We start from the raw sequence: 25,052 nt of genomic DNA, 5'->3' as shown, positions 1-25,052 counted from the left end.
CTTCGACCGGTTGGGCGTACCACGCCTGTCTTAACCTCAACTACTCGAACCGCCCGGTGCGGACCCGCATGCCGGGTGGTGTGGCAGGGGACCGGTCAGCTATGCTGGCCGCCCCTATGCCGATTCCGCGTTTTTGCGTGGGCAGAGCGGTTTTGTCATTGTTGCAAAACAGCCATGCGGGCGGCGAAAATCGGGCGATATACGCGCTAAGCTATTGATTCTGTTGCGATCGTTGTGCTATGATTCGCGCACGCTTTTTTGAGGGCAACAAGACTCGAAGCAGCACTGCAAAGTCCCCATCGTCTAGAGGCCTAGGACATCACCCTTTCACGGTGAGTACGGGGGTTCGAATCCCCCTGGGGACGCCAGATAACCGCGCCGGCCGCAAGCCGGAAGACGGTCGAATAAGCCGCCTGGTGCGGCTTTTTTTGCGTCCATCGCGAATGCGATGATTGATGGTGCCCGATGATGGCCTCTTCCTCCGATTTGAATTTCGCCGGCTCCGCCGCCGCCAATGCTGCCTTGCCCGCTGGGAGCGATGCCACGCGGCTGTCCGTGCGGCGCTGGCTATTCCATTACAACGCCCACGTGCGCGCCGCCTTCTTCGCCGGGCTCGATGTGGACATGCAGCGCGTGGCGTATGCGCGCCGGATCTCGTTGTGCTGCAACCGTACGGCGCCTGTATCGCAACTGTTCGCACAGTTGCAGGCTGCCGCCACGCCCACGTTGTGCCTGGTGCCCGAAGGCGAGGCGTCCGACGCCGTGGCCGCGTTCCTCGGAGCCGACGCCGTCGCCGGCGCGCGCGCCACGCGCGGCGGCCTGACAGTACAGGTGCTGCCCGCGCTCGATGCCCAGGCTTACGATCAGCTGCTGTGGGCCTGCGACTTCAATTTCGTGCGCGGTGATGCGCAACTGGCGCGTGCGCAACTGGCCGCGCGCCCGTTTGTCTGGCAGGCGGAGGCGGGCGCCGGCTCCACTGTGGCGCGCGATTTCGTGCGCGCATACGGCGCGGCGTTGCCGGCGCATGCGGCTGCCGTGTTGGCCGAGGCGTTCCAGGTCTGGAACGGTGATGGTGAGCGATACGCTGCGCTGGGTGCCTGCATGGCTGGTCCGGTATCGTGCCTGCTGGCGCCGCACGCGCGCGCTTGGGCGGATGCGCTGCCTGAAGTAGTGGACCCGGCTGGCCACGGCCGCCCAACCACGCTGGCCATCTTCTGCAAGGTGGTCGACAACTACGGTGATGTGGGCATCTGCTGGCGCATGGCGCGCCAGTTGGCGCACGAGCACGGGGTGGCCGTCGAACTGTGGGTGGATGACCTGCACAGTTTTCGCCGCATCTGCCCCGAAGTCGCCACGGATACCGAGGTGCAGCGGGTCGGCGGCGTCACGGTGCGCCACTGGCACAGCCAGCATGGTGAGTTTGAAGCGGCCGACGTGGCCGACATCGTGATCGAATTTTTCGGCTGCGATATCCCGGAAGGCTATATCGCCGCGATGGTCGGACGCGAACCGCGCTCCGTATGGCTCAACCTTGAAGGTCTGACGGCGGAAGAGTGGGTGGAGGGCTGTCATACCTTGCCGTCCTCGCACCCGCGCCTGCCGCTGACCAAGCACTTCTTCTTCCCCGGCTTTACGGCCAAGACGGGCGGGCTGCTGGTGGAGTCGGCACTGGACGAGCGTCGCCGCCAGTTCCAGGCTGATCCCGCCGCCATGGCGGACTTCCTTGCGCAACTAGGCTTGTCGCCTGCGGAAATCGCCGCGCAAAAAGTATCGATGTTCTGCTATCCGCACGCGCCCGTCGCCGGGTTGTTCACGGCATGGGAGCAGGGCGCTGAACCCGTCACCTGCCTGGTGCCGGAAGGTGTAGCGGCTGAAGCGGTGCGGGCCTTCCTTGGCGCGGAACCCGTGGCCGGCGCCGTCGCCAGCCGTGGTGCGCTGACCTTGCGCGTGCTGCCATTCGTGCCGCAACCGGATTACGACAAACTGCTGTGGGCGTGCGATGTCAATTTCGTGCGCGGCGAGGATTCCTTCGTGCGCGCGCAATGGGCTGGCAAGCCGTTCATCTGGCACATTTATCCGCAGGACGAAAACCTGCACCACAAGAAGCTGCGTGCCTTCCTGCACCGCTACGCTGGCGGCTTGGATGGCCTGACAGCTTTCTCGCTGTACTGGAACGGTGCCGGTACGGATGACCAGCACAGTGCTGCCTTGTGGTACGCGCTGCGGGCAGAAATGCCAGCCATCACCGCCCGCGCCGCCGAGTGGCAGCGGCAAATCCTGGAGAACGGCGACATGACGGGCAATTTGCTGAAGTTTTCCCGAGTAATCCAGTCGGTTAAGCATGAAACTCGGGTATAATACCCGGTTATTTTAGAACGTATTTTTACCCGATCAAACGTGGCTAGCGGCTTCATTGCCATCGGCAGCAGTTGATTTTTTATGCAACTTACTTTTTACGTACACTCTCTATGAAACCTGCAAAAGAAATTCGTGTTGGCAATATCATTATGGTCGACAGCAAGCCTATGATCGTGCTGCGTTCGGATGTGAACGGTTCGAGCCGCACGGGCTTCACCTACAAGTGGAAGATGAAGAATCTTCTGACCAACAGCCCGCTGGAAAACGTGTTCCGTGGCGACGACAAGTTCGACGTCGTGGTGCTGGACAAGAAGCCAGTGACCTACTCGTACTTCGCTGACCCGCTGTACGTGTTCATGGACGCTGAGTACAACCAGTACGAAATCGAAGAAGAGAACCTGGGCGACGCGCTGCACTACCTGAAAGACGGTATGGAATGCGAAGCCGTGTTCTACGATGGCAAAGCGATCTCGGTTGAACTGCCAACCACCATCGCCCGCCAAGTGGTGTACTCGGAGCCAGCCGTCAAGGGCAACACCTCGGGTAACGTGCTGAAGGAAGCCAAGATCGAAAACGCGATCGAAGCCCACCGTCACACCGTGCAGGTTCCCCTGTTCGTGAGCCAGGACGACGTGATCGAGATCGACACCCGTACCAACGAGTACAAGCGCGTGGTCCGCAACTAAGCACCACCCGTCGCACTAAATAGCACGCCCGGTTCGCCCGGCGTGCTTTTTTTACGTCCGTACCGACCCCGGTGTCGTATTTTTGTATGGAAACGTTAAGGAATATTCTATTCTCGACAGCAATTTTTCTGGAGTGAAAATCTTTCCGCTGCTATGCTAGCGCGTGCAGTAACCAATGGTAAGCAGCAGAGATTAAGCACTCACGAGGATGGCATGAATCGCAGGGAGTTCGTTCGGGCCGGCATCGATGCCGGCGCATTGGCAGGCAGTGCGCGCGCAGTGGGCGCGGCGCCCAGGTTCGGTACGGCGGGCATCCTCGATGCGGGCGTGCGGGAACAACAGGAGCTGATGCAGGCCGGTAAGCTCACTTCCCATTCGCTGACCTCGCAGTACCTGGCCCGCATCAAAACCGTCGCCAACACCGGCCCCACCGTCAGCCCCATTATCGAGATCAACCCGGAAGCGCTGAAGATCGCGCTGGAGCTGGACCGCGAACGTGGCCTCAAGCGCCTGCGCGGGCCGCTGCACGGCATCCCCGTTCTGTTGAAGGACAATATCGCCACCGGCGACCGCATGAGCACAAGCATACGCGCCAGCACCACCAGCGCCGGCGCCCGCGCCGCAGGTGATGCGTTCGTCGTGGCCCAGTTGCGGGCGGCCGGCGCCGTCATCATCGGCAAGACCAATCCCCGTGAGTGGGCCAGCATGCGCCCGGACGATGCCGCTGGCGGTGCCGCTCCGTGTTCCGGCGCGGCCATCGCGGCGGGCCTGGCCACCCTGGCCGTGGGCACGGAAGCCAATGGTTCCATCGTCTGGCCAGCCTCCAATTGCGGCCTGGTTGGCATCAAGCCCACGCTGGGACTGGTGAGCCGCAGCGGCATCATTCCCGGCGATCCATCGCGCGACACGGCTGGTCCGATGGCGCGCAGCGTCGCCGATGCGGCCCTGATGCTGGCCGCGATGGCTGGCGCCGACGTCAACGACCCGGCCACCACCACGGCCAGCGACAAGGTCGCCGACTACCGGGCGGCGCTCGACAAGGCTGGCCTGCGCGGTGCGCGCATCGGCGTGGCCCGCAACTGCTTTGGTGACCACGCCGAATTCGCGGTCGTGATTGAAAAAGCCCTGGCGGACCTGAAAGCGCAGGGCGCCGTGCTGGTCGATTCGGCACTGCCCAATGAGGGCGATGGGCCGGAGGAGGGCATAGGCCAGTTGATGCGCGAGCATGGCCTCGATGCGCTGGTGGCGCCCACCAGTGGGCCGGCGTGGCTGAAGGATGATGCCAACGGTGGCCATGCCGGCAGCGGTCTTCCGTTGCCGGTCGCGGTGGCCAGGTATCCGCACATCACCGTGCCGGCCGGGCAGGTGCGCGGGCTGCCCGTGGGCCTGTCATTCGTCGGCGCCGCCTACAGCGAGGCCAAGCTGATTGGTATGGCCTACGCTTTCGAGCAGGCCAGCTTGCATCGGCGCCGGGCTACATGAAATTGCGGGTATGGAGCGACGACAGCTGTTGCGCCGCGTCCTTCGCGAAGCCCAGCTTTTCCAGTCGCGCCTGGCGGCCTTCGGCCATGTCCACCATCAGTTCCTGCACCCGCTGGTAGCCAGTGGCGATGGCGGCGGGCGTGAATTCGCCGGCTGCCAGCAGGATCAGTGCGTCGAACACTTCCTCGTTCAGTCCCGATGTGCCGGACAGCGCATCGTTGCGTGACTGGACCGCGTTGGCCAGCCGGATACGGAATGCCGGTTCCCGCTCCAGCCGCGCGGCCAGGTGCGTCATGCCGAAGGCGACATGGCGCGCCTCGTCGCGCGCGGCCAGGCGCGCGATCTGGCGCGTGACGGGATCGGGCGCGTGGGTGTGCAGGAACTGCAGCAGGCTCACGAACGTGCCTTCGCCCAGCACGGAAAGCAGGAATTCGGCCACGGAGAAATCGGCCTCGTCGAGCAGCGTCTTGAGCGAGTTCTGGCCGCCGGCCGTCGACAGCGCGGGCCCCTTGCCCTTGAGCCGCACGCGGCGCGTGAACACGTCGATATGGCGCGCCTCGTCGGCGCACTGGATCGCCAGCACGGCCTGCACTTCGCGGTAGTGCGGGTGCAGCTGGCCCAGGAAGCGGGCCGGCACCACCAGCGCCGCCACCTCGTTCTCGATCATGTAGGTCAGCACCTGGACCACGGCGTCTTCCACGATGTCGGGCAGCTCGAACGGGGCGTTCCAGTCGATGGCCGTCTCCGGATCCCATTGCGCGGCGGCCGCCTGCGCGTACAGGTCGGCGGCGCGGCCGGCCCACACTTCGCTTTTCTGGTCGAGCCGGAAGTGCATGGCCGGCGAGCCGGCTTCCACCGTCGCGCCGCGCGCGGCCAGGCCCCAGCGCGGCTGCGCGTGGTCGGCCACGGCGCCGTCCAGTGCCGGGTCGGCATGGCCTGTTTGCATGGCGCCGCGCCAGCGGCCGGCCTGCACGTGGCCGCGCGTGACGCGGGCCACCGTGTGCCCATCCCGTTCGACGAGCTGGCAGGGGTGGCCCTGGCTGCGGCACCACGCGGCCAACTGGCTGTCCCAGCCCGCGCTGGCGCCGGTTACATCGATGTCGGCGCCGGGCGCCACTTGCTGCAGCGCGTGCTTGACCAGCAGGTGGGCGCCGGCGTCGAAACCGAGCGCCTCAATATCGATAGTCGGTCGCAAGGATATTCCCTTCCTGGTCATAGAAGTGCTCATCGTCCGTGGCGCGGATCAGGGCGTCGTAGCCGCTGGTGCGGCCCGGCAGCCAGGCCTTGAGCCCTTCCAGCTCCAGCAGGGGGCGCACGTCCGGATCGTCCCAGCGCATGGCCAGCAGCAGCTCCGTGAAGCGGGCGATGGCCGCTTCCGGCGCGCCGGGGCTGACGGTGAAATTGCAGTGGTCGAAGGCGCCCGTGCGGGTCAGGATGCGGGTGGCGCTGGCCGGCAGGATGCCTTCGCGCGAGAAGGCCATGTGGTTACCGTCGATCATCCAGGCGGCGTCGATTTCGCCCGCCATCAGGGCCAGCGCGGCATCGCGTTCGCCGCCGATATGGTCGCCGTGCTTGCCGCCCAGGATGTCGAAGCGCCTGGCCGTGAAGTCGCGGCCGGCCAGCAGGCCGTGCTGGCGCAGGTGGTCGAGCGGGATCAGGCGCGCCTGTGGCGAGTCGATGGCGCCAAAGCCGATGGTCTTGCCGGCCAGCGCGTCCAGCGTGGCGGGCGCGTTCGCGTCATTGCGGGTCACGAGCACGGAGGTCAGGTCGCAGTCGCTGTCGCGCATGGCGATCGCGCGCACCTGCTGGCCGCGTGCGCGGGCCATGCGCTCGGCCCGTACCCAGGCCAGCGGCGAATTCCAGGCCAGCGCGATACTGCCGTCGAACTGGGCTTCCACCTGGCGCTCATAGTTGGAATACAGGATGTAATCGAATTCGAAGCCGTTGCGGCGGAAGTATTCCTTGAAGCCTTCCCAGATCGTCACGACTTTCGGTGCGTAGGCGACGGCGCCCATCATCAATGGTTTGGTCATCGCGTTCTCCTTAACCGAAGACCGGCATGCCGCAGACGGCCTTGCCGATAAAGTCGAACAGCACATCGGAGGTTGGTGCCATCACGGATGCGGCGCGCGCATCGCGGAAGTAGCGCTCCACGCCCAGGTCCTTGCGGAAGGCGGCGCCGCCGCACACGCGCATGGCCGTATCGCTCACTTCCAGCGCCGCTTCGGCAGCCGCCGCTTTCACTTGCATCACGCGCAGCATGGCGTCGGGCCGGCCCTGGGCCAGCGCGCTCACGGTGTCGTCGCGCAGGGTGCGCACCATGTCGGCCTGGATGCGGGCGCGGGCAAGGTAGGCGCGGATGGTGGGCAGGTCGGCCAGCGCGCTGTTGATGTGTTCCAGCTTGCTGGCGCTGACGTGGCCGCAGGCCGTTTCCAGCACGGCGTCCATCAGGCCCACCGAGCACGAGGCGATCAGCGTGGCGAACACGGGCAGGACGGCGCCGATCATGATGTCGAAGCCGCCGCCGTCCGCGCCCAGCAGGGCCGAGCGCGACACGCGCACACTTTTTGCCGTCAGCGGCGAGGAGCGGTTGCCGCGCAGGCCCAGGCCATCGAACTGCTTGACTTCGCTCAGGCCGGCGGCCTTGCTGTCGACCAGCCACAGCGAGCTGGCGCCTTCGGCGGCCATGGGGCCGGTGGACCAGACGTAGGAGTCAGCTTCGCCGGCCGAGGTGACCATGGTCTTGCTGCCGTCGAGCAGGACGGCGTCGCCATCGGCGCGGGCCGTGCCGACGGGCGCCCAGAAGTGGCTGCGCGAGCCCGTGTCGGACCAGGCCAGGGTGCTCAGGTGGCGGCCGGCGGCGATGTCGCGGCGCACGGCATCGCTGCCCGTTTTTTCCAGCACGGTGGTGGCGCAGTAGTGCATGCAGATCACCATGGCCGTTGACGGGCAGGCCTTGGCGATGCGTTCGACCACTTGCGCCGCCTCGGCCAGGCCCAGCCCCATGCCGCCGACGGTGGTGGCGCTGATCAGGCCCAGCAGGCCGGCTTCGCCCAGCGCGCGCACGGCGGCGCGGGGAAAGGCGGCCTCACGGTCGGTGGCTGGCGCCGCCGGGGCGATGGTGTTCTGGACGATGGCGTCGAGTTGGTGCAGGTAGGTCATGGCATCCCTTGTTTGAAATCGATGGGACGCTGCAGCGCGGCGGAGGGGAACAGGCAGGAGCGGCGACGGGCTGTCGCCCGCGCGAACGCGGATGGGCGGACGGAATCCGCGCATGGATGGCGCACCTCTGATATGTTCTGCTCGACCTGCTTGCTGACAGCGCTTGGAAACGGTACATGCCATCGTGTTCGTCGCTCGCACCAGCCACGCGCGGGCCGTCGGACCCGCTACAGTTCAGTCGAACATGCAAGCGGCGTTACGGCGGACCGGTTTGGAACAAATACGATGGTGCGCGCAGTGTAGCAGAGGCGGGGCGCCTGTTGCAAAGTCAGCAGTAGGGTGGCGGGGTGTTCGCCGGCGCGCGATGCGCCGGTCCTGGTGCGTGGGCGGCGCGGGCGCCATGACACTTCAGTTACACCTCAATAAAGCGCATCTTGAAATAGCGGCCCTTGATGGCGCCGAAGTCGCCGCCCAGCGGGCTGCCCTTGCTGAGCCGCTCGAACGCCTGGTAGGCGATGCGGCGATCCAGCGCCACGTAGGTCTGGAACTCGAACACGTTGATCTTGCCCACCTGTTCCTTGAGCAGGCCGGCGTCGCCCGTCAGCGCGCCCAGCAAGTCGCCGGGGCGCAGCTTGTCCTTCTTGCCGCCCTGGATCACCAGCGTCATCATGGGCGCCGGCTCGGCCACCGCGTATTCGTCTTCCTTCAGTTCGTCCAGCTTGTGCCATTCGACGGGCGCGTTCTGGTACTCCTCGATCAGCTTGACCCATTTCTTTTCATTGGGCGCGCACAGCGTCAGGGCCAGGCCTTGCTCGCCGCCACGACCCGTGCGGCCAACGCGGTGGATGTGCACTTCCGTGTCCTTGGACACGTCCACGTTGATGACCGCTTCCAGGTTGGGGATGTCCAGGCCGCGCGCCGCCACGTCGGTGGCCACCAGTACAGAACAGCTACGGTTGGCGAACAGTACCAGTATCTCGTCGCGCTCGCGCTGTTCCAGTTCGCCGTACAGTGCGAGGGCGGTGAAGCCCTGGGCTCGCAGCGCGTCGGCCAGTTCGCGGCACTGGACCTTGGTGTTGCAGAAGGCGATCGTGGAGACGGGCTGGAAATGGTTGAGCAGCCGCGCCACGGCCTGGTTGCGCTCATCGAAGCCGATTTCGTAGAAGCGCTGCTCGATCTGGCTGTTGTCGTGCTGGGCCTCGACCGTCACTTCCAGCGGATCGATCAGGAACGAGGCTGTGGCGTGGCGGATGTCGTCCGGGTAGGTGGCCGAGAACAGCAAGGTCTGGCGCCGGGTGGGGCAGGCGCTGACGATGTTGGCGATTTCGTCGTAGAAGCCCATGTCCGTCATGCGGTCGGCCTCGTCCAGCACCAGCGTCTGCACCTTGGACAGGTCCAGCGTGGCGCGGCCCAGGTGGTCGCGGATACGTCCCGGCGTGCCCACCACGATGTGGGCGCCATGTTCGAGCGAGGCGATCTGCGGGCGCATGGGCGCACCGCCCGTCAGCACCAGCACCTTCACGTTGCCCATGGCGCGCGCCAGCCGGCGCAGCTCATTGGCCACCTGGTCGGCCAGTTCGCGCGTGGGGCACAGCACCAGCGCCTGGGTGGCGAACCAGGCGGGGTTGAGCTTTTGCAGGATGCCGAGGCCGAAGGCCGCCGTCTTGCCGCTGCCGGTCTTGGCCTGGGCGATCAAGTCGCGCCCCTCCAGCACGGCCGGCAGGCTCTGGGCCTGGATCGCCGTCATCTGGTGGTAGCCCAGGGTGTCGAGGTTGGATAGCAGGGCGGGCGTCAGCGGCAGGCTGGAAAAGGAAGTCGAAGTCATGGTGGCGGAACGGATCAGGATGGCGGGGTGGGCACAGTCTAACAGGCTAACGCGGCGTTGAGCCACTGTGCGATGGATGCATCCGCGTGCGGGCGGATGCGCAAGGGTGGCTAATCGGGTGCCCAGATGGGCAGGCCGGTCAGGTCCAGTTTGTCGTCGCGGGTCCACAGGGGCAGGCCGGTGGTGTCGGTCGGTTCCAGCAGTTCAAGCTGCACTTGCTGGAGCGTGGCGCGCCTGGGGCGCGGACCGAGCGGGCGCTTGGGCTCCGGTTCGAGCGGCGCGGCGGGGCTGAAGCCGGGCAGGTCGAGCGTCGCGTTATCTTTTTTATCTCTCATGTCAAAACCTCATGCCCACCGCGCGCGCCTGCGCGGGCGATGGAGCGGCCCTGGTTGCGAACCGCTTGAACGGTGCGGCGCCTGAACGTGCGCCGCCAAAAATAAAAGCCCGGCTGCGGCAGTCGGGCTCAGTAAATAGCGCGTGCAGTGTATCACAAACCGTCAACCCTGGGGCGGGCCGGCCCGCCTGGGCGGGCGGCCGTGGCGGCGCGCGGGCCGGGAATCAGCGGAAGCTGAGCGCCGCCGTCAGGTCGCCCGGTGGCAGCGCGCCGCGCGCCCGGAAGGCGGCGTTGCGGGCAGCCAGGCCTTCCAGCAGCGGCAGGTCGTGCAGGCGCGTGATCAGGCGCAGGATGGAGGTGGTGTCGTAGAAGTTGTGGTCGACCTGGCCCTTCTTCGCATATGGCGAGACGACGATGGCCGGCACGCGCGAACCGGGGCCCCAGCGGTCGCCCTTGGGTGGAGCCACGTTATCCCACCAGCCGCCGTTCTCGTCGAAGGTGATCACCACCACCATGTCCTTCCATTGCGGGGACTTCTTCAGGTGCTCGATCACGTTGGCGACGTGCTGGTCGCCCGATTCCACGTCCGAATACCCGGCGTGCAGGTTCAGGTTACCTTGCGGCTTGTAGAAGGCCACGGCCGGCAGCTTGCCGGCCACCACGTCGGCCAGGAATTTGTTCGAGATGGGGCTGTCGCCCATGCCGCCGTCGCGCAGGTGTTCGGCGCGCGCGGTGGTGCCGGGCGCGAACTGCTTGAAGTAGTTGAACGGCTGGTGGTGATACTGGAAGTTCGGCTTGGCGCCGCCGCCGCGCGCATCCAGCGCGGCCTGGAACGCGCCGCCGTACCAGGCCCAGCTCACCGACTTGGCCGACAGCAGGTCGCCGATGGTCTGGTAGGTTTGCGGCGGCAGCGTGTTGGCGTCGGCCGGATCGGCCAGCAGCGGATCGCCGCCGGGCGCGGGGCGGATGTAGCTGGGCTGATAGGGCGGGGCCATGGTGTTGACGGCGTAGCCGTCGGGCGTGATGGCGCCATCGTTGACGAACTTGGGCGGGCCATCCAGCGCGCCGGGGCAGTCGGGCGCCACCGCCAGGCGCACGCCTTGGGGTCCGTCCGCCAGTACAGCGATTTTCTTCTTCGCCGCTGTATCGGCCGCGTTGAAATACTCGGGCGTGCGGCCGCTGATCAGGAACTGGTGGTTCAGGTAGGAGCCGCCGAATGCGGCCATGAAGAAGTTGTCGCACAGGGTGTATTGTTCCGCGATCTTCCACAGGCCCAGGTTCTTGTTCGTCTCGCCGTAGTAGCCCATCACCAGGCCGCCGGCGTTGCCCCAGGCCGCGAAGCCGTCGTTCTTGCCGCCGTTGATCTGCATCTGGTTGTGGTAGAACAGGTGCCACAGGTCGCGCGTGATGACCGCTTCTGGCAGCGGCTGGCCTTCCGCGTCCACCAGCTTGAACGGGCCATTGGGCAGGTCCTTGATCTGGTCTTCCTTGATCGCATAGTGCTTGCCGCCGATGTCCTGGCTGTTGGGCACCATGCCGCCCCAGACCTTGGGCAGCACGGGCAGCACGGCGCCGTTGCGGTCTTTTTGCAGGCACGCTTCCGGCGCCACGGCCGACAGCGGCGCCTGCGTGCCGGGGAAGTTCGCGAACAGGTTGTTGAAGCTGCGGTTTTCCAGATAGATCACCACCACGTTCTTGACGTGGGCCTTCAGTTTGGCGTCCAGCGAGCCTTTCACGGTCTTGTGGGCGGGCGCCGCCTCCGACAGTTCGGGCAGGGCGCTGGCCAGGCCCACGGCTGTCGCGGCCTGGAACATGCGCCGGCGCGAAGGATTGGCCGGAAGGTCGTCGGCTGGTTGGTGCTGGTCTTCTGGTTTGTCGTTCACGCGCTGCTCCTTGGTGAGGTCCGGATGGAAAATTACAGTAGGCGCAATTGTGACAGTTTGCCCAGAAAGTGCAATGCGGGCCGGCTTGGGATCGCCGCTACCTGGCTGGTGGCGGCGGGAAGTCGAGCAGGCCGCGCTGGTAAGTCTCGCGCACTTCCGAAAACGGCAGGTGGGCGCTGGTGTAGAGCACGGCCGTGTGTTCGAACAGGGCCGATGGCAAGTCCAGTGCCGTCGCCTGCGCGGCGGGCAGGGGGACCTGGCCGGTTTCCCATTTGTCCGGCAGCGGCGACCACAATGTGCTGGCGGCGAGGGTGCGGCGGTAGGGCGCCAGCGGCAGCACGGCCTTGCCGAACGGGGTATCCGTCTCGTCGAGCAGGCGATTCATGGCCGGCGTCAAGCGTTCGGGCACGTACCAGTTGTCCGCTTCGGACAGCAGATGCCCGCCACAGTACAGTTGGACCCGGCGATACCTGATGGGCGTGTCGGCGGCCACCTGCAGGCGCGCGCGCTGTTCGGCGCTGGCGGTTTTGGTGACGCCGCGCAGCAGGTGGGCCGTCACCTTGGGCGTGGCGCTCATGGCATGGTCGGCGCACCATTTTTCCAGCGTCAGGGTGGCGCTGGTGCTGGCCAGGATGTTGGCGTTGATGGTCTGGACCAGGGCCTGGACCTGCAGGCGGGACTGATAGTTGTCCGGCCAGGCGATGGCATCGGCGGCATGTAGCGAGCTAGATGCGGCCAGCGCAGCGATCCAGGCCGTGAACGAGGGGAGGGGGTGTTTTGCGGTCAAGCGCATGGGATGCTCCATCGACGGCCAGAAACGTAAAAGCCGCTGATTCTTTTGCAAGAATCAACGGCTTCGAATGTGGTTGCGGGGACAGGATTTGAACCTGTGACCTTCGGGTTATGAGCCCGACGAGCTGCCAGACTGCTCCACCCCGCGTCTGTGTGCCAGCATTATATAGAGGCTTGCTGCATTGCGCAAGTGCTCGAATAAGATGGGCTTATGCTTATACGCTATCCTTAAGTGGCGCTTATAGGAAGCAAGGCGCGAGGCAAGGCGCGAGGCAAGGCGCGAAGCACGGCGCGAGGCAAGGCGGCTCCCCGGCCAGGCGTCAGGCGGCGCCCAGGCGCCAGAGCGACGTCACCTCGGCCGCGCGGGCCGCGTGCAGCGGGTCGCTGGCGTCGGACGCGCGCGGATGCACGGGCTTGACGTCGTGGCGGCCCAGCACTTTGAGGCCGGCGGCGGCGATCCAGTCCAGTAATTGCTGGCGTGGCCGCAGGCCCAGGTGCTCGGCCAGGTCCGACAGGATCAGCCAACCTTCGCCGCCGGGCGCCAGATGGGCCGCCAGCCCGTCCAGGAAACCGCGCAGCATGCGGCTGTCCGGATCGTAGACGGCGTATTCGATCGATGAACTGGGACGGGCCGGTACCCACGGTGGATTACACACCACGAGCGGCGCGCGGCCTTCGGGGAACAGGTCGGCCTCGACCAGTTCCACCTGCTGGTCCAGGTCCAGCCGCGCCAGGTTCTCGCGCGCGCAGCTCAGGGCACGGCGGTCCTGGTCGGTGGCGACCACGCGGGCCACGCCCCGCCTGGCCAGTACGGCCGACAGCACGCCCGTGCCCACGCCGATGTCGAACGCCAGGCTGGCGCCGGCCGGCAGCGGCGTGTCGGCCACCAGCTGCACGTATTCGCCGCGCACCGGCGAGAACACGCCGTAGTGCGGGTGGATGCGCGCGCCCAATGCCGGGATCTCGACGCCGGTGCGGCGCCATTCGTGCGCGCCGATCAGGCCTAGCAGCTCGCGCAGCGAGGCAATGAACGGTTCCTCGCCACGGCCATAGGCTTCATTGCAGGCCAGCTTGACGTCCGGCGCGCGGCGCAGCGGGATGCTGTAGTCGGCGTCGAACGGGATCAGCAGCATGGCCAGGGTGCGGGCCCGCTGCGACTGCGCCTGGCGGTGCAGGTGGAATGCCTCGGTGGGCGTGGCGGGCACTTTCGGCGCTTTGGCCTTCTTGCCGCCCTTGCCGTGCTTGTGGTCGGCGCGCCGCGCCAGCGCTTGCAGCAGCTGACGCGCGTTCTGGAAGTCGCCGCGCCACAGCAGGGCCGTGCCCTCGCACGCCAGGCGGTAAGCCACGTCGGCATTGGTGCGGTCGTCGGCGATGACGACGCGCTTGGGCGGGGGCATGCCGGCCTCCGAACGCCAACGGGCCGTTTGTTCGGCGCCGTTCTCCTGCCAGTGGATGTGCTGGATAGTGGCGGTCATGGCGCCACCTGCTGGCGTTGCGGGGAGCGTGGAGCGGAGCAATGGAAAAGCATCTTGGGGCAATCGGTATGGTGGATATGGACTGCGCCGCCTCATGGAAGGGGCTGGCGCTGCCGCGACGGGCCGGCCAGTCCGCTGGGCAGCGGCGGTGGCGCGAATGTGGCCGCTATTATACGTGGCGGCGTGGCTTGCCCGGCGGGCGCGCCCACAACCGATGCCGCACTGGCGCGGCTTCGCGCGCCAGCGTGCGCCGGCGGTGGGCAGGGGGATCAGGCGGCCAGCGCGGCGCTGGCAGGGGAGTCGGCGCTGGCCGCATCGGTGGCGCGCGCGGCGGCTCCGGTGTCGGCACTGGCGGCGGGTGCGCCGGCCGTGGTGCTGGCCGGCGTGGCCGTGTCGGCCGGTGCGGCCACCGCTGGCGATGTGGCCACACCCGGCTGAGCCGGTTCGCCGGCGGCGGGCGCCGTGCCGTAAGCGTCCGCCACGGACTTGGCGCGCGCCTCCGCGCCGTTGGGCGGTGCGTAGGTATCCTTGTGCTTGCTGTCGACCAGGCTCAGCAGACGCAACGACAGGCTGCGCAAGGTGGTGCGGTCGATATTGTTGCCATCGCCCTTGTCGCCGGCGCCAGGATTGACGGACAGGCTCGATTGCAGGTTGCGTCCGATCAGCTGGAACAGGTCGGCCAGCGTGCCGGGGAAGTCCACGTTGGGGAACTGCACCGTCGGCAAGCCGCTGGTGTCGCCGTGACTGGTTTGTCCCTTGCCGCTGGTTGTGCCGGTGCTGCCCTGGGCGCCGCCGGCGTCCTGTGCGGCAGCTGTACTTGAACTGTGCTGCCCCGCCAGCGCCGTGTACTGGTCGCTGTACTGGACTTCGATCTCGAAGTCGAACTTGCGGCCATCGGCCGTCGTGATCGTGCCTTTGCCCAGGAAGTGGGTGCTGTCCGTCAGTTGCACGCCCGCCGCATCGGTGCTGCCATTGGGGCCGGTGCTGTGCTGCACTGCCGCGCTCACAGTCGATTGGGCATCCAGGCTGACGGAGTCGAACGAGATGGCCGCGCCCTTGCCGGCATCGCCAAACAGGTTCTGGGCGAAGCTGCCCAGCAGGCTTTGCGCCAGGTCCACCGTGGAATTGCCGAGTGAGGACAGGCGCTTTTCCAGGTCCACGCCACTGTTGGACAGGGAGATGGCGTTGTCGCCGCCCGCAGCCTTGGACGCCGGGGCATTGGCCGGCCGCGCATCGGCCTGCGCGAGTGCGGCAGGATATGCTTGCGCCGGCAACGTGCGGGCGCCGAGTGCGGAAATGGTAGACATGGCAGTTTCCTGAGGATGGTACTTAAGATAACGACCCCGGAATCAAAAACTTGAGGTCATTTTTGCAATCAGTGGTGATGCGACCAGCTGCCATCGGGCGAGGCCAGGTACGATTGCACCGCTTCCTTCTGGCCCGTGGCGTGGCGTTTGACCTCGCCGCACTGGCAGATGCCCTGGTAGGGCTGGATGTGCGAGCAGGCCGACACTTTTTGCAGGAAGACCTGGACCGATTTGCCGCATTTGGCGCATTTGAACGTGAGGGTGCGGGGAGCTTTGAGCATGATCTGGATGAATCGCGGACAAAGGGGCGATTCTACCATCAGGCCACGATATCGAGCCGGGGCAGGGCCTGGGGGGCAATATCATAGGCACGCCGCAGCGATGCAGCCGATGGCGGCTGTTGCAGCGGCGCCACTTGCGCGCCGTCGGCGATCCCAGGCACCAGCGGCCGCCCGGTCGCGGGCGCCGATACCGCCGGCGCCGCACCCTGCACCTGTGCCGCCGGCGCCTGGGCGGTCGGTGCCGGCGCCGGAGTGGCCCCGTTGTCCTGGCCTGCACCTCTGGTCAGGCGCGGGCTGGCCTCCGGTTCACGGGCGGCCCGCGCCTGTTGCGCCGCCTCGACGGCCAGTTCGGCCCTGGCCTGCTGTTCCATTTGCTGCGCCTGCGCGGCCACGGCGCGGTCGGGGCCGGACGGGTCGGCCGGCGCCAGCGCGGCGGCCTCGATGGTGCGGGCGCGGGTGATGGTTTCCCCGGGCGTGCGTCCGGGCGAGGTGTCGATGTGGACTTCGCCGCCGATGGCGTAATCGACGCCGTTGGGGCCGCGCTGGTAGGTGTAGGCCGCGCCCGAGACGGCCAGCCCGCCGGCGGCGGCCAAATGGGCCTGTTCGTGCTGGCGCACTTCCGTGTCGCGCGTCTTGAGCCGGTCGATCAGGGCCAGCGCCTGCGGCGTCAGGGTGGTGCTGCTGGAGGTGGTGGTGGAGGCGGAGGTGGAAGATGTGCGGCCGTCCGCCGCACGGTCGCCTGGGGCGCCGGCGCGCGCGTCGCCGTGGGCTTGGGGGCCGGCGGCGTTGGGCGCGCCCGGCAGTGCCACCGGCGGTGTGGCGCTTGCACTGGCGGGGATGGCGGCGGTGCTCATGGCGGTGGGGCGGATTTGCGCTGGACGGCGAATTTGTCTGAATAATAGCAAATCCGGCATCGCCCCGCTGTAGCAATTGGTTGCAATTGAAGGGCGCCGGCGGCGCGGCGCGCGTCAACTGAACGGAAGCCGTCGCGTTGAAGGTGTGTCCGGCGATGCGCGACGCGTCGCCGCCCCAGACTCACCGCCAAGAGGTCACGCCATGGAGCAGTGCAAGCAGCCGAGCAAGGAATCTGTCCGACAGTGGTTGCAAAACCAGATCGTGGAGCGCCGTCCGCCGCCCGACCCCCAGCAGATCCGGCGCGAACTGGGGTGGGACCTGATCAGGATGGCGCGCCCCGCCAACGCACGCGAACGCTGAATCCCTTAGAGGCTGGTTCAACATGATCGTGGCGAGGCGCTGCAACGAAGCCACGGGCTTTTTGAAACGGTCTCCTATTGCACGGTGACGGCACTCTTGCCCCCGGCCGATGGCTGGACCAGGATCTTGGTGGCGATACGGTCCGTCATTTCCTGCACGTGCGAGATGACGCCGACCTTGCGTCCCATCGATTGCAGGCCGTCCAGCGCATCCATCGCCACTCGCAGCGTTTCCGCGTCCAGGCTGCCGAAGCCCTCGTCGATGAACAGCGATTCCACCCGCACCCGGTTGGACGACAATGACGCCAGCCCCAGCGCCAGCGCCAGCGACACGAGGAACGATTCGCCGCCCGACAGCGAATGCACGGAGCGCATTTCGCCCCCCATGTCCTGGTCGCGCACGAGCAGGCCGAGCGACGGGGTGGCCGGATTGACGACCCGTCCGAGCTGGTAGCGGCGTGCCAGCTGCCTGAGATGGGCGTTGGCGTAGCCGAGCAACACCTTCAGCGTGAATTGCTGCGCGTAGTTGCGGAACTTCTTGCCATCGGCCGAGCCTATCAACTCGTTCATGCGTGCCCAGCGCTGTTCGGTCGCTTCCTGCGCCGCGATTTCCGCCAGCATGGCCTGGGCCTGGCGGCGTTTCGCATTGTCCTGCTCCAGCGCGAGGCGCAGCGCGATGGCCACCTCGTCGGCCTCGGCGTGGCGGGCGGCCAGCGCCTGCAGCCGAAGCGCGATGCCCGCGGCCGGGTCGTCCACCGGCGCCGCGTCTCCGGTTTCACCAGTGTGCAGCGCTGCATGCCGCGGGTCGGCTCCTGGCGCGGGGGCCGCGGCCTCGTCTTCCGGCAGCGCCGCCAGCTCGTCCGGTGCCGGCGGCGCGGCGCGCAGGTGTTGGGCGCGCTGCTGCTGGCGTTCACGCAGGACGGCGGCGGCGTCGCCGGCCGCGCTGTCGAGCGCTTGCAAGGCGGCCCGTTCGGCGTGGATGTATGGCGCCGTGTGCTGCAGCAGGGCGTGCAATTGCGCCGCGTCGGTGAGCGGCGTGTCGGGCTGGCGCTGGTTATAGGCGTGCCGCCACTGCTCGAAGCTGTCGGCGGCCGCCTGCGCGGCTTGGCGCAGCCCGGCCAGGCTCGCCTGGGCTTGCACCAACGCCTCGTCCAGGCGCGCCGCGTGGTGCGCCGCCTGTTGACCATGTTCTTGCTGGGCCGCGACGTGGTCGCGGGCGGCGTCGATGGCTGCCTGCAGCGTGGCTTCGATCTCGCGCACTTGCTTGCCGTCCCACAGCGCCATGCGCGCCTCCTGCGCCGCACGCAGCGCGGCGTCCGCATCACTGAAGGACTGGCGGGCCGCCGCCGCATCCGGGGCCGTCTTGTCCTGCGCGGTCATCAGTGCTTGCAGTTCGACGCCGGTGGTGGCCAGCGCGGCGGCGCGCTGCTCGCTCGCCTCGTGTTGCGCCAGCCAGTTGCGGCTCTCGGCCTTGCGTGCCTCGTAAAAGCGGGCCGGCCCGCTGCGCCAGTCGTCGCGCCAGTCCTCGGCCGGGATGTCGCCACCGCTGAAGGCAGGGTTCAGGTCGTCGAGCAGCGCGGCCAGTTGCAGCGCCACCTCGATGCGCTGCTCGTCCAGCGCCTTGAGTTCGGCCGATATGGCGGCCAGCGCCGCCTGGGCGGCGCCAGCCTGCTCCTGCAGCCGCGTGCATTCCGCGCCGGCCTGGTCACACGCCAGTTGCGCCTGGTCGCGTGCGGCGGCGGCGGCGCGCATGGCGGCCTCCTGGCGTTCGATCTGCTGCAGTTCGCCGCGCGCGGCGGCCAGTTGCGCCTCGAACCATGCACCGCGCTGCGCGTCGTCGGGCAGCCGGTGGTCCGGCGTGGCGTCGCGGACCAGGGCGTGGTCGCGCCAGGCCGCTTCGGCCAGTTGCAGCGCGTCGTGGACGCCGCGGGTCTCGGCCGCGATGGCGCCCAGTTGTTCGATGCAGGACTGGACGCCGGCGCGCTGGCTGGTCTGCTCGTTGGCGTTGGCCATCATCTGCTCGCGGCAGTGCACCACCTCCAGCCGCAGCCCCGCCAGCATGGCTTGCAGGGCGCCGTCGTCATGGCGGTAGGGATGCTCATTGGCGCCGCAGACGGGGCAAGGGGTGTCGTCCTCCAGCGTGGCGCGCAGCTTTTCCACGCTTTCAGCGCAAGCCGCTTCGGCCAGTTTCAACGACCGTTCGGCCTGGGCGAAGGCGGCCATGATACCCACGTGTTCCTGGCGCGCTTGCGCCAGTTGGGCTTCCGCCGTAGTCTTGGCCTGGTGCAGCTGGGCCGCCTGCGCGTCCAGCTGGTCGCTGCGGCGCCGGCGCGTGTCGAGCTCCAGCCACAGCTTCTCCGCGCCCGCCAGCAGGTCGCGCCGTTGTTCCAGCTGGCTGCGGCGTTGCGGCAGGTGCGCGTCCGAGCAGGCGGCCAGCGCGCGGATGGCTTCCTGGCGGCGCACTTCCAGCGCCTGCATGGCGGCCGTTGCCGCGGCCAGCCGCGCGCCGGCCTGCTCCTGCTGCTCGCGCTGGGCCTGGGCTGCCCGCTGCGCCCGCGCCAGTTCGCGCGCCAGCTTTTCCGCTTGCGATGCCGCCTGGCCGGCCTGCACGAACAGCACGTCCCAGCGCTCCCACGAGGTGGCCAGCGTTTGCCATTGCTGGTGCTGTTGCAGCCATGCGGCGGCGCTCTCCTGCGCCGCTTGCAGCTTGCGGCGCTGTTCCAGCCTGTCGCGCAGCGCGGCACTGGCCTGCGCGTCGGCCGCGTCGGCCTTGTCGCGCTGGCTGGCGGCCTGGCGATAGGCCGGCATCATGGCTTCGATGCGCGCATCGAGCGCCTTGGCCTGGTCCAGTTGCGGCGTGGCGGCGCGGCGGGCTTGTTCCGCTTCCAAAAGCTGCGCCGCGGCCCGCGCCAGCGCGTCCGCGGCATGCTGCTGCGCCAGCCGCGCCTGGGCCGCCTGCTCCGTGCGGGCCGCGATCGCCGCTTCGGTGCGGGCGATCTCGCCGGCGATGCGCGTCATCTCGTCGGCCAGTGGACGCGCGGCCTGCACCGCTTCGATCCGGGCCAGTGCGGCGCGGCGTGGCCCCGCCGCCTCCACTTCGGCCGCGCTGGCTTGCCAGGCTTGCTGCGCCTGGTGTTCGGCCGCGCGCAACTGGTCGGCCTGCTGGTGCCAGCGCAGTTGCTGTTCCAGCGCGGCCTTGTGCTGGCCCAGTTGCGCCAGCGTGGACTGGGCGCTGGCGTAGCGCTGTTCGTGGGCGGCCCGTTCGTCGGCGCTGAGCGGCTTCTGGTCCGCCAGGCGCAGGTTCAGCTGCTGCAGCCTCGCTTGTTCCAGTTTGGCCCGTTCGAAGGCGCGGATCGAGATGTCGCTGTAGATGGTGCTGCCGGTGAGGGTTTCCAGCAGTTCGCCCCGTTCGTTGTCTTCCGCCTTCAGGAACGTGGAGAACTCGTTCTGGGCCAGCAGCACGGCGCGCGTGAACTGGTCGAACGACAGGCCGATGCGCGCCTCGATGGCGGCCTTGACTTCGGTCTTGGTGCCGCCCACCGGCTGCAGGGCCGGCAGCAGATGCAAGCTCATGGCCGTCGGTTGCAGCGCGCCTTCGGCCCGGGTGCGCGAGCGCCGCACGCTCCACCTGGCGCGGTAGCTGGCGCCGTCGTTGCCGACGAAATCGACTTCCGCATAGCCTTCGGCGGTGCCGCGCCGCAGCAGGTTGCGCGGGTCCTGGGTGGAGATGGTCTCGGCGCCTACGTCCGGCAGCACGCTGCGGCCCTGCACCTTGAGCAGGCGCGGGGTGGCGTCGTACAGGGCCAGGCACAGGGCGTCGAGCAGGGTGCTCTTGCCGGCGCCGGTGGGGCCGCTGATGGCGAACAGGCCTGAGGAAGCCAGTGGTTCGGCCTCGAAGTCGACCTGGAATTCGCCGGCCAGCGAGGCCAGGTTCTTGCCTCGGATTTTCAGTATCTTCATGGTGTGTGTGGCGTCAGGCGCCGGGCAGCATCAGTTCGGCGAACGCGCTCAGTTGGTCGGCGGGGGCGTCGTTGCCGAATTTTTGCGCATACAGGCGCTTGAAAATATCGTCCGGCTTGAGCTGGGCCAACTGCTCCAGCGTCATCGCGTTATCGGGTTGGCCTGGTTGGCGTACCGGGCTGGAGGTTTCGATCTTCGCCAGCCGTACGGCCTTGCCTTCGAGGGCGGCTTCGATGCGCGCGCGCAGGCCCGGTTCGGGCGCCTCCAGCAACACCCGCACTTCCAGCAAGGGCTGTGCGTGCGGTTCGGCGGGCGCGGGCGCCAGCGCGGCCAGTTCTTCCAGCACATGCGCCAGCGGCGCCGGCCTGGCGGGCACGCGCAGCAGCGGCACGGCGCGTGGCGCGGGCAGCGGCGTGATCGCGCCGGCCTGTTCACCCTCCATCTCGATCAGCAGGACCTGGTGTTGGTAGCCCGTCTCCGCGAACGACAGCGGAATCGGGCTGCCGCAGTAGCGGATGTGGCGCTGCTTGCCGACCGCCTGCGCCAGGTGCAAGTGCCCGAGCGCGGCGTAGGCGATGGTGGGGCCGAAGATCCCGGCCGGCAGCATCTCCGTGCCGCCGATGACGATGCGGCGCTCCGACTGGTCCGACATCTGGCCATCGACCATGTGGCAGTGGCCCATGGCCACGATGGCTTGTCCCGGCTGGCGGCGTGCCTCGGCCAGCGCCAGCGCCTGCTGGTAGAGCAGGGCGATGCCGGCCAGGTAGGGATCGCCCGCCGGTGCTTGCGGTTCCTGTTCCGGTTCCTGTTCCGATGGCGCGTCGGCGCCGCTGGCCGTCGTCCCGGAAGCGGGCGCCGCGCGCGGCACGTCGCCCGGACGCAGGAAGGGCACGGCCAGGCACCACGCCCGCACGGCGCCGTCGCGGTCCGTCAGCGGCAGCACCAGCTGTTCCAGGTCGATCTCCCCGTCCGCGCCGCGCCGCACCTGGCCCACCACGCGCGTGCCATGCGTCTCGAGCAGCGGACCGGGCGCCTCCAGCCGCCCCGGCGAATCGTGGTTGCCGGCGATGACGATCAGGTTCAGGTGCGGCACCCGTTCGCTGGCCTGGCGCAGGAAGCGGTACAACTGGTGCTGCGAGGCGGCCGATGGGTTGGCGTTGTCGAACACGTCGCCGGCGATCAGCAGCGCGTCGACCTGCCGGGCGACGATGGTGTCGAGCAGCCAGTCCAGGAAGCACTGGTGTTCGTAGGCGCGGTCGAAGTTATGGAGTGACTGGCCCAGATGCCAGTCGGAAGTGTGCAGCAGACGCATGAAGATAGCTTGGCGCGGGCGGTAAAGCGCACAATATAGCGCAAGACGGGCCGCCGCGGTTTGATGCAGTCGTCATCGCTGCCGCGCGGCAGCGCATTCAGGCCGCGTGCACCACGGGCTGCGGCGGCCCGGCGCGGAAGGTGTTGCGGCCGGCCTGCTTGGCCTCGTACAGCAGCACGTCGGCCCGGTTGAGCAGCTCGGCCGGGGTCATGTCCTCGTCGCTGTAGAAGGTCAGGCCGATGCTGGCCGAGACGCTGACCACCGTGCCATCGAGGTTGAACGGGGCCTGCATGGCGCTGACGATCTTCCCGGCCAGCATGGCCGCGTCCTCGGTGCGGCTGACGCGCTCCATGATGATGGTGAATTCGTCGCCGCCCAGGCGGGCGATGGTGTCGCTGGCGCGCATGGTGTGGGTCAGGCGCGCCGAGAACGACTTGAGCAGGGCGTCGCCCACGCTGTGGCCGTAGGTGTCGTTGACGGGCTTGAAACGGTCGATGTCCATGTACATCACGGCCATCATGCTGGCGTTCTCGCGGCAGGCGGCCATCGCGTCGTGCAGCTTTTGCAGGAAGCCGGCGCGGTTGGTCAGGCCCGTCAGGGCGTCGATCTGCGACAGCTTGAGCAGGCGCTGCTTCTCGCGCTTTTGCGCCGTGATGTCCTGGCGCATGACGTGAAAGCCGATCACGGTGATGCCGTCCACGTCGTGCTGCGGGATATACACCACCTCGAAGGTGCGCTCGTAGCCGTGGCTGTTGTCTTCCTCCTCGAACGACAGCGTCTCGCCGCACAGCACGCGGCGGATGTAGGGTGCCAGGAAGGCATAGCGTTCCTCGCCTACCGTCTCGCGCACGGTCTTGCCCTGCACGTGCAGGCCGGCGTGGTTGAATTCGCGCTCGTAGGCGATGTTGTGGAAGCGGTAGACCTCCTCGAAATCAAGGTAGGCGATCATGGCCGGCAGCGTGTCGGCGATGGTGCGCAGCCGCGCCTCGCTTTCGCGCAGCGCCATCACCGACTTGCGCATCAGCGTGATGTCGTCCAGCGTGCCGACGTAGCCATACAGCCTGCCGTCCACCGTCATGGCCGCCACCTTGAACGAGATCCAGATGATCTCGCCATCCGGACGCAGGCAGCGTACCGTGTCCTGGAACGGCTCGCGGGTCTCGGCCATGTGTTGCAGCGAGGCGGTCAGTTCCTGGCGGTCGTTCGGGTGGACGGCGTCGAGCCAGGCGTCGCCCAGCGCCTGTTCGCGGGTCAGGCCGGTGATGGCCTCGAAGGTCCGGTTGACATAGGTGCAGTGGCCGGTGCGGTCGGCCCGTATCAGCCCCAGCGGCGAGGCGTCGTTGACGGCCGCCAGCTCGGCCTGGTTCTTGCGCATCGCCAGTTCGCTTTCCTTGCGGGCCGTGATGTCGCGCGTGGTCACGGCCACGCCGTTATCGATGGCGACGATCTGGTGCCGCAGCCAGCGCGGTGGGCCGGGCAGGAAGTCCGCTTCGAATTCCTCCTCCAGTGGCAGCCCCGTTTGCAGCACGCGCAGGTATTTTTCCAGGAAGCCCCGTTCGCGCAGGGCGGGCACGATGTCGAGCACGCGCTGGCCCAGCAGCGCGTCGCGGCTGTGGCCCAGCAACTGCGCGCCGCGCTCGTTCAAGTCGGCGAAGGTGAAGTTGACGATGGGGTGCGGCTTGGCGTGGGCGCGGCAGGCGCGCAGCAGATAGACCGCATCCAGGCTGGCGTTGGCGGCCGCGCGCAGCATCAGCTGGGCCTCGCTCACCTGGCGCGCACTGCGGCGCAGGCGTTGCGCCTGCTGCATCAGCAGGCCGACGAACAGCAGCACCAGCAGCGAGGCCACGGTGCAGGCGCCGTAATAGACGTTGCGCTGGTGGGTGAAGCGCGCCAGCGCCGCGCGCGCGGTGATGCCCACCACGGCCGTCAGGCCGTAGCGTGGCAGGTCGCGATAGCTGTAGATGCGCGCCACGGCGTCGAACGGATGCCTGAGCAGCAGCTCCTCGGCGTTGTCGGACGCCGGGCTGAAGTCGAGCGTGTCGCTGATGATCAGGCGTTCCTCCACCCGGCCCGTGGACAGCCCGTTGTCGCGGCTCACCAGCAGCACGGCACCCTGGTCCTCCACGTTGAGGCGGTCGTAATCGTCCACGAAGATGGCCGGATCGATCATGACCAGGAACACACCGGCGAAGCTGCCGTCGCGCGCGTTCAGGCGCCGTGACAGCTGGATCTGCCACTTCTTGGTGGCCGGCTGCACCACCGGCGTCGTCACCAGCGTGGTGTCCGCGGGGGTGGCCGCATGGGTGCGGAAAGACGCTTGCTGGCCGATGTCTGGCGCGAAATAGCCATGCATGCTGTCGATCACGTTGCCGCGCGCGTCGAGCAGGGCCATGGGCAATTCCAGCCGGGTTGGCAGCAGCGAATCGAGCAGGCCGTTGGGGCGGCTGAATTCGGCCAGCCGCAGGGCGCCCCCCGTTTCCTCGTATTTGAGCTTGAACAGCTGGGTGGCGTGGTCGGTCTGGCGCAGCAGGTGGTTGGCGTGTTCGGCCAGCGTGCGCGCCAGCGACTGGCTGTGCAGCACCGCCTCGCCATGCGCGTTGCGGCGTTCCTGGCCCACCTGGTACACCACGGCCGTCCACATGGCGGCCAGCAGCGCCAGCGCAAACACCGGTAGCAGTATCCAGCGATACAGGCGGCGCAGGAAGCGCAGGGCAGGGCTGAAGGCGATCCGTGTCATTGAGTGTTCTGCATTCCCCGCATCGGAGGCGGCATACCGCAGGCAGGCGGTCTTCAGGACGATGTCGCTTATTCTGCACGGATTTTTCCCCCTTGGGTGACGCGCACGGGAAAATAATGTGACGTGAGGCATCACTTTGGTGGCACAAAAAATACAGGCAATGTTGATTTCTTTATTAGAATAGGCGTTCCGCGCACCGCGCCGGGGCCGCGCGGCCGCCGGCCCACACCTGAGGAAGCAGGAT

The 25,052-nt window shown here is 67.7% G+C and carries 18 protein-coding genes, 2 tRNA genes and 1 pseudogene; 6 read left to right on the top strand and 15 right to left on the bottom strand.

The window, feature by feature from the left end:
- From H3H36_RS26755 to H3H36_RS23880, 6 genes and pseudogenes are all read left to right on the top strand, one after another.
- The coding region (locus H3H36_RS26755; RefSeq protein ID WP_220459841.1) for a hypothetical protein at positions 1 to 218 on the top strand (218 nt) is incomplete at its 5' end.
- A gap of 74 nt (positions 219 to 292) precedes the next feature.
- Positions 293 to 368: transfer RNA gene (locus H3H36_RS23900), tRNA-Glu, on the top strand.
- 97 nt (positions 369 to 465) lie between these two features.
- Positions 466 to 1,080, top strand: a pseudogene (gene earP, locus H3H36_RS23895) (elongation factor P maturation arginine rhamnosyltransferase EarP); the annotation flags it as partial.
- Positions 1,081 to 1,260: 180 nt separating this feature from the next.
- Positions 1,261 to 2,358 (top strand): elongation factor P maturation arginine rhamnosyltransferase EarP, encoded by a 1,098-nt coding sequence (gene earP, locus H3H36_RS23890; protein ID WP_229220076.1) that lies wholly within the window; start codon positions 1,261 to 1,263, stop codon positions 2,356 to 2,358.
- Between the two features lie 110 nt (positions 2,359 to 2,468).
- Positions 2,469 to 3,044 (top strand): elongation factor P, encoded by a 576-nt coding sequence (locus H3H36_RS23885; protein WP_182159231.1) that lies wholly within the window; start codon positions 2,469 to 2,471, stop codon positions 3,042 to 3,044.
- A 213-nt stretch (positions 3,045 to 3,257) separates the two neighbouring features.
- Positions 3,258 to 4,526, top strand: coding sequence for an amidase family protein (locus tag H3H36_RS23880; protein ID WP_182220560.1), 1,269 nt, complete (start codon positions 3,258 to 3,260; stop codon positions 4,524 to 4,526).
- Here H3H36_RS23880 and H3H36_RS23875 read toward each other — a convergent pair.
- The 15 genes from H3H36_RS23875 to H3H36_RS23805 all read right to left on the bottom strand — a co-directional run bounded on the left by H3H36_RS23875 (position 4,519) and on the right by H3H36_RS23805 (position 24,808).
- The gene (locus H3H36_RS23875; RefSeq protein WP_229220074.1) at positions 4,519 to 5,721 is read right to left on the bottom strand and encodes a ferritin-like domain-containing protein; all 1,203 of its coding nucleotides are present in this window, start codon (positions 5,719 to 5,721) and stop codon (positions 4,519 to 4,521) included. The genes H3H36_RS23880 and H3H36_RS23875 overlap by 8 nt on opposite strands.
- A complete protein-coding gene (locus tag H3H36_RS23870) occupies positions 5,699 to 6,559 on the bottom strand; it encodes a phosphate/phosphite/phosphonate ABC transporter substrate-binding protein (protein ID WP_182220558.1) in 861 nt (286 codons plus the stop codon). The genes H3H36_RS23875 and H3H36_RS23870 overlap by 23 nt, the downstream gene beginning before the upstream one ends.
- 10 nt (positions 6,560 to 6,569) lie before the next feature.
- Entirely contained in the window at positions 6,570 to 7,688 is a 1,119-nt protein-coding gene (locus H3H36_RS23865; protein ID WP_182220557.1) for an acyl-CoA dehydrogenase family protein, read from the bottom strand.
- Between the two features lie 412 nt (positions 7,689 to 8,100).
- A complete protein-coding gene (gene dbpA / locus H3H36_RS23860; RefSeq protein ID WP_182220556.1) occupies positions 8,101 to 9,513 on the bottom strand; it encodes an ATP-dependent RNA helicase DbpA in 1,413 nt (470 codons plus the stop codon).
- A 110-nt stretch (positions 9,514 to 9,623) separates the two neighbouring features.
- A complete protein-coding gene (locus H3H36_RS23855; protein ID WP_182220555.1) occupies positions 9,624 to 9,848 on the bottom strand; it encodes a hypothetical protein in 225 nt (74 codons plus the stop codon).
- A gap of 223 nt (positions 9,849 to 10,071) precedes the next feature.
- Positions 10,072 to 11,730, bottom strand: a complete 1,659-nt coding sequence (locus H3H36_RS23850; protein ID WP_311196685.1) for an acid phosphatase — start codon at positions 11,728 to 11,730, stop codon at positions 10,072 to 10,074.
- Positions 11,731 to 11,827: 97 nt separating this feature from the next.
- Complete coding sequence (locus H3H36_RS23845) at positions 11,828 to 12,523, bottom strand: hypothetical protein (RefSeq protein WP_182220554.1); 696 nt, start codon at positions 12,521 to 12,523, stop codon at positions 11,828 to 11,830.
- A gap of 70 nt (positions 12,524 to 12,593) precedes the next feature.
- A tRNA-Met gene (locus H3H36_RS23840) sits at positions 12,594 to 12,670 on the bottom strand.
- Positions 12,671 to 12,842: 172 nt separating this feature from the next.
- Positions 12,843 to 13,997 (bottom strand): methyltransferase, encoded by a 1,155-nt coding sequence (locus H3H36_RS23835; protein ID WP_182220553.1) that lies wholly within the window; start codon positions 13,995 to 13,997, stop codon positions 12,843 to 12,845.
- Positions 13,998 to 14,266: 269 nt separating this feature from the next.
- Positions 14,267 to 15,304, bottom strand: coding sequence for a hypothetical protein (locus H3H36_RS23830; protein WP_182220552.1), 1,038 nt, complete (start codon positions 15,302 to 15,304; stop codon positions 14,267 to 14,269).
- A gap of 68 nt (positions 15,305 to 15,372) precedes the next feature.
- On the bottom strand, positions 15,373 to 15,585 hold the full coding sequence (locus tag H3H36_RS23825) for a hypothetical protein (protein WP_182220551.1): 213 nt from the start codon (positions 15,583 to 15,585) through the stop codon (positions 15,373 to 15,375).
- Positions 15,586 to 15,623: 38 nt separating this feature from the next.
- Complete coding sequence (locus H3H36_RS23820) at positions 15,624 to 16,439, bottom strand: putative metalloprotease CJM1_0395 family protein (protein ID WP_182220550.1); 816 nt, start codon at positions 16,437 to 16,439, stop codon at positions 15,624 to 15,626.
- Positions 16,440 to 16,874: 435 nt separating this feature from the next.
- Complete coding sequence (locus H3H36_RS23815) at positions 16,875 to 20,759, bottom strand: AAA family ATPase (protein WP_182220549.1); 3,885 nt, start codon at positions 20,757 to 20,759, stop codon at positions 16,875 to 16,877.
- A gap of 13 nt (positions 20,760 to 20,772) precedes the next feature.
- Positions 20,773 to 22,071, bottom strand: a complete 1,299-nt coding sequence (locus H3H36_RS23810) for an exonuclease SbcCD subunit D C-terminal domain-containing protein (protein ID WP_182220548.1) — start codon at positions 22,069 to 22,071, stop codon at positions 20,773 to 20,775.
- Positions 22,072 to 22,168: 97 nt separating this feature from the next.
- Positions 22,169 to 24,808: a sensor domain-containing diguanylate cyclase gene (locus tag H3H36_RS23805; RefSeq protein WP_182220547.1), complete on the bottom strand. Its 2,640-nt coding sequence runs from the start codon at positions 24,806 to 24,808 to the stop codon at positions 22,169 to 22,171.
- Positions 24,809 to 25,052: the final 244 nt, after the last annotated feature.

The sequence above is a fragment of the Rugamonas fusca genome (assembly GCF_014042365.1).
GTDB classification, from domain to species: domain Bacteria; phylum Pseudomonadota; class Gammaproteobacteria; order Burkholderiales; family Burkholderiaceae_D; genus Rugamonas; species Rugamonas fusca.
This window is presented reverse-complemented; position numbering and strand designations above follow the sequence as displayed.

What these genes read in the sequence shown, in the direction of transcription:
- earP (WP_229220076.1), top strand. Translation starts at nt 1,261, where the DNA reads ATGGCGCGCCAGTTGGCGCACGAGCACGGGGTGGCCGTCGAACTGTGG.
- H3H36_RS23885 (WP_182159231.1), top strand. Translation starts at nt 2,469, where the DNA reads ATGAAACCTGCAAAAGAAATTCGTGTTGGCAATATCATTATGGTCGAC.
- H3H36_RS23880 (WP_182220560.1), top strand. Translation starts at nt 3,258, where the DNA reads ATGAATCGCAGGGAGTTCGTTCGGGCCGGCATCGATGCCGGCGCATTG.
- H3H36_RS23870 (WP_182220558.1), bottom strand. Translation starts at nt 6,559, where the DNA reads ATGACCAAACCATTGATGATGGGCGCCGTCGCCTACGCACCGAAAGTC.
- H3H36_RS23865 (WP_182220557.1), bottom strand. Translation starts at nt 7,688, where the DNA reads ATGACCTACCTGCACCAACTCGACGCCATCGTCCAGAACACCATCGCC.
- dbpA (WP_182220556.1), bottom strand. Translation starts at nt 9,513, where the DNA reads ATGACTTCGACTTCCTTTTCCAGCCTGCCGCTGACGCCCGCCCTGCTA.
- H3H36_RS23855 (WP_182220555.1), bottom strand. Translation starts at nt 9,848, where the DNA reads ATGAGAGATAAAAAAGATAACGCGACGCTCGACCTGCCCGGCTTCAGC.
- H3H36_RS23845 (WP_182220554.1), bottom strand. Translation starts at nt 12,523, where the DNA reads ATGCGCTTGACCGCAAAACACCCCCTCCCCTCGTTCACGGCCTGGATC.
- H3H36_RS23835 (WP_182220553.1), bottom strand. Translation starts at nt 13,997, where the DNA reads ATGACCGCCACTATCCAGCACATCCACTGGCAGGAGAACGGCGCCGAA.
- H3H36_RS23830 (WP_182220552.1), bottom strand. Translation starts at nt 15,304, where the DNA reads ATGTCTACCATTTCCGCACTCGGCGCCCGCACGTTGCCGGCGCAAGCA.
- H3H36_RS23825 (WP_182220551.1), bottom strand. Translation starts at nt 15,585, where the DNA reads ATGCTCAAAGCTCCCCGCACCCTCACGTTCAAATGCGCCAAATGCGGC.
- H3H36_RS23820 (WP_182220550.1), bottom strand. Translation starts at nt 16,439, where the DNA reads ATGAGCACCGCCGCCATCCCCGCCAGTGCAAGCGCCACACCGCCGGTG.
- H3H36_RS23815 (WP_182220549.1), bottom strand. Translation starts at nt 20,759, where the DNA reads ATGAAGATACTGAAAATCCGAGGCAAGAACCTGGCCTCGCTGGCCGGC.
- H3H36_RS23810 (WP_182220548.1), bottom strand. Translation starts at nt 22,071, where the DNA reads ATGCGTCTGCTGCACACTTCCGACTGGCATCTGGGCCAGTCACTCCAT.
- H3H36_RS23805 (WP_182220547.1), bottom strand. Translation starts at nt 24,808, where the DNA reads ATGACACGGATCGCCTTCAGCCCTGCCCTGCGCTTCCTGCGCCGCCTG.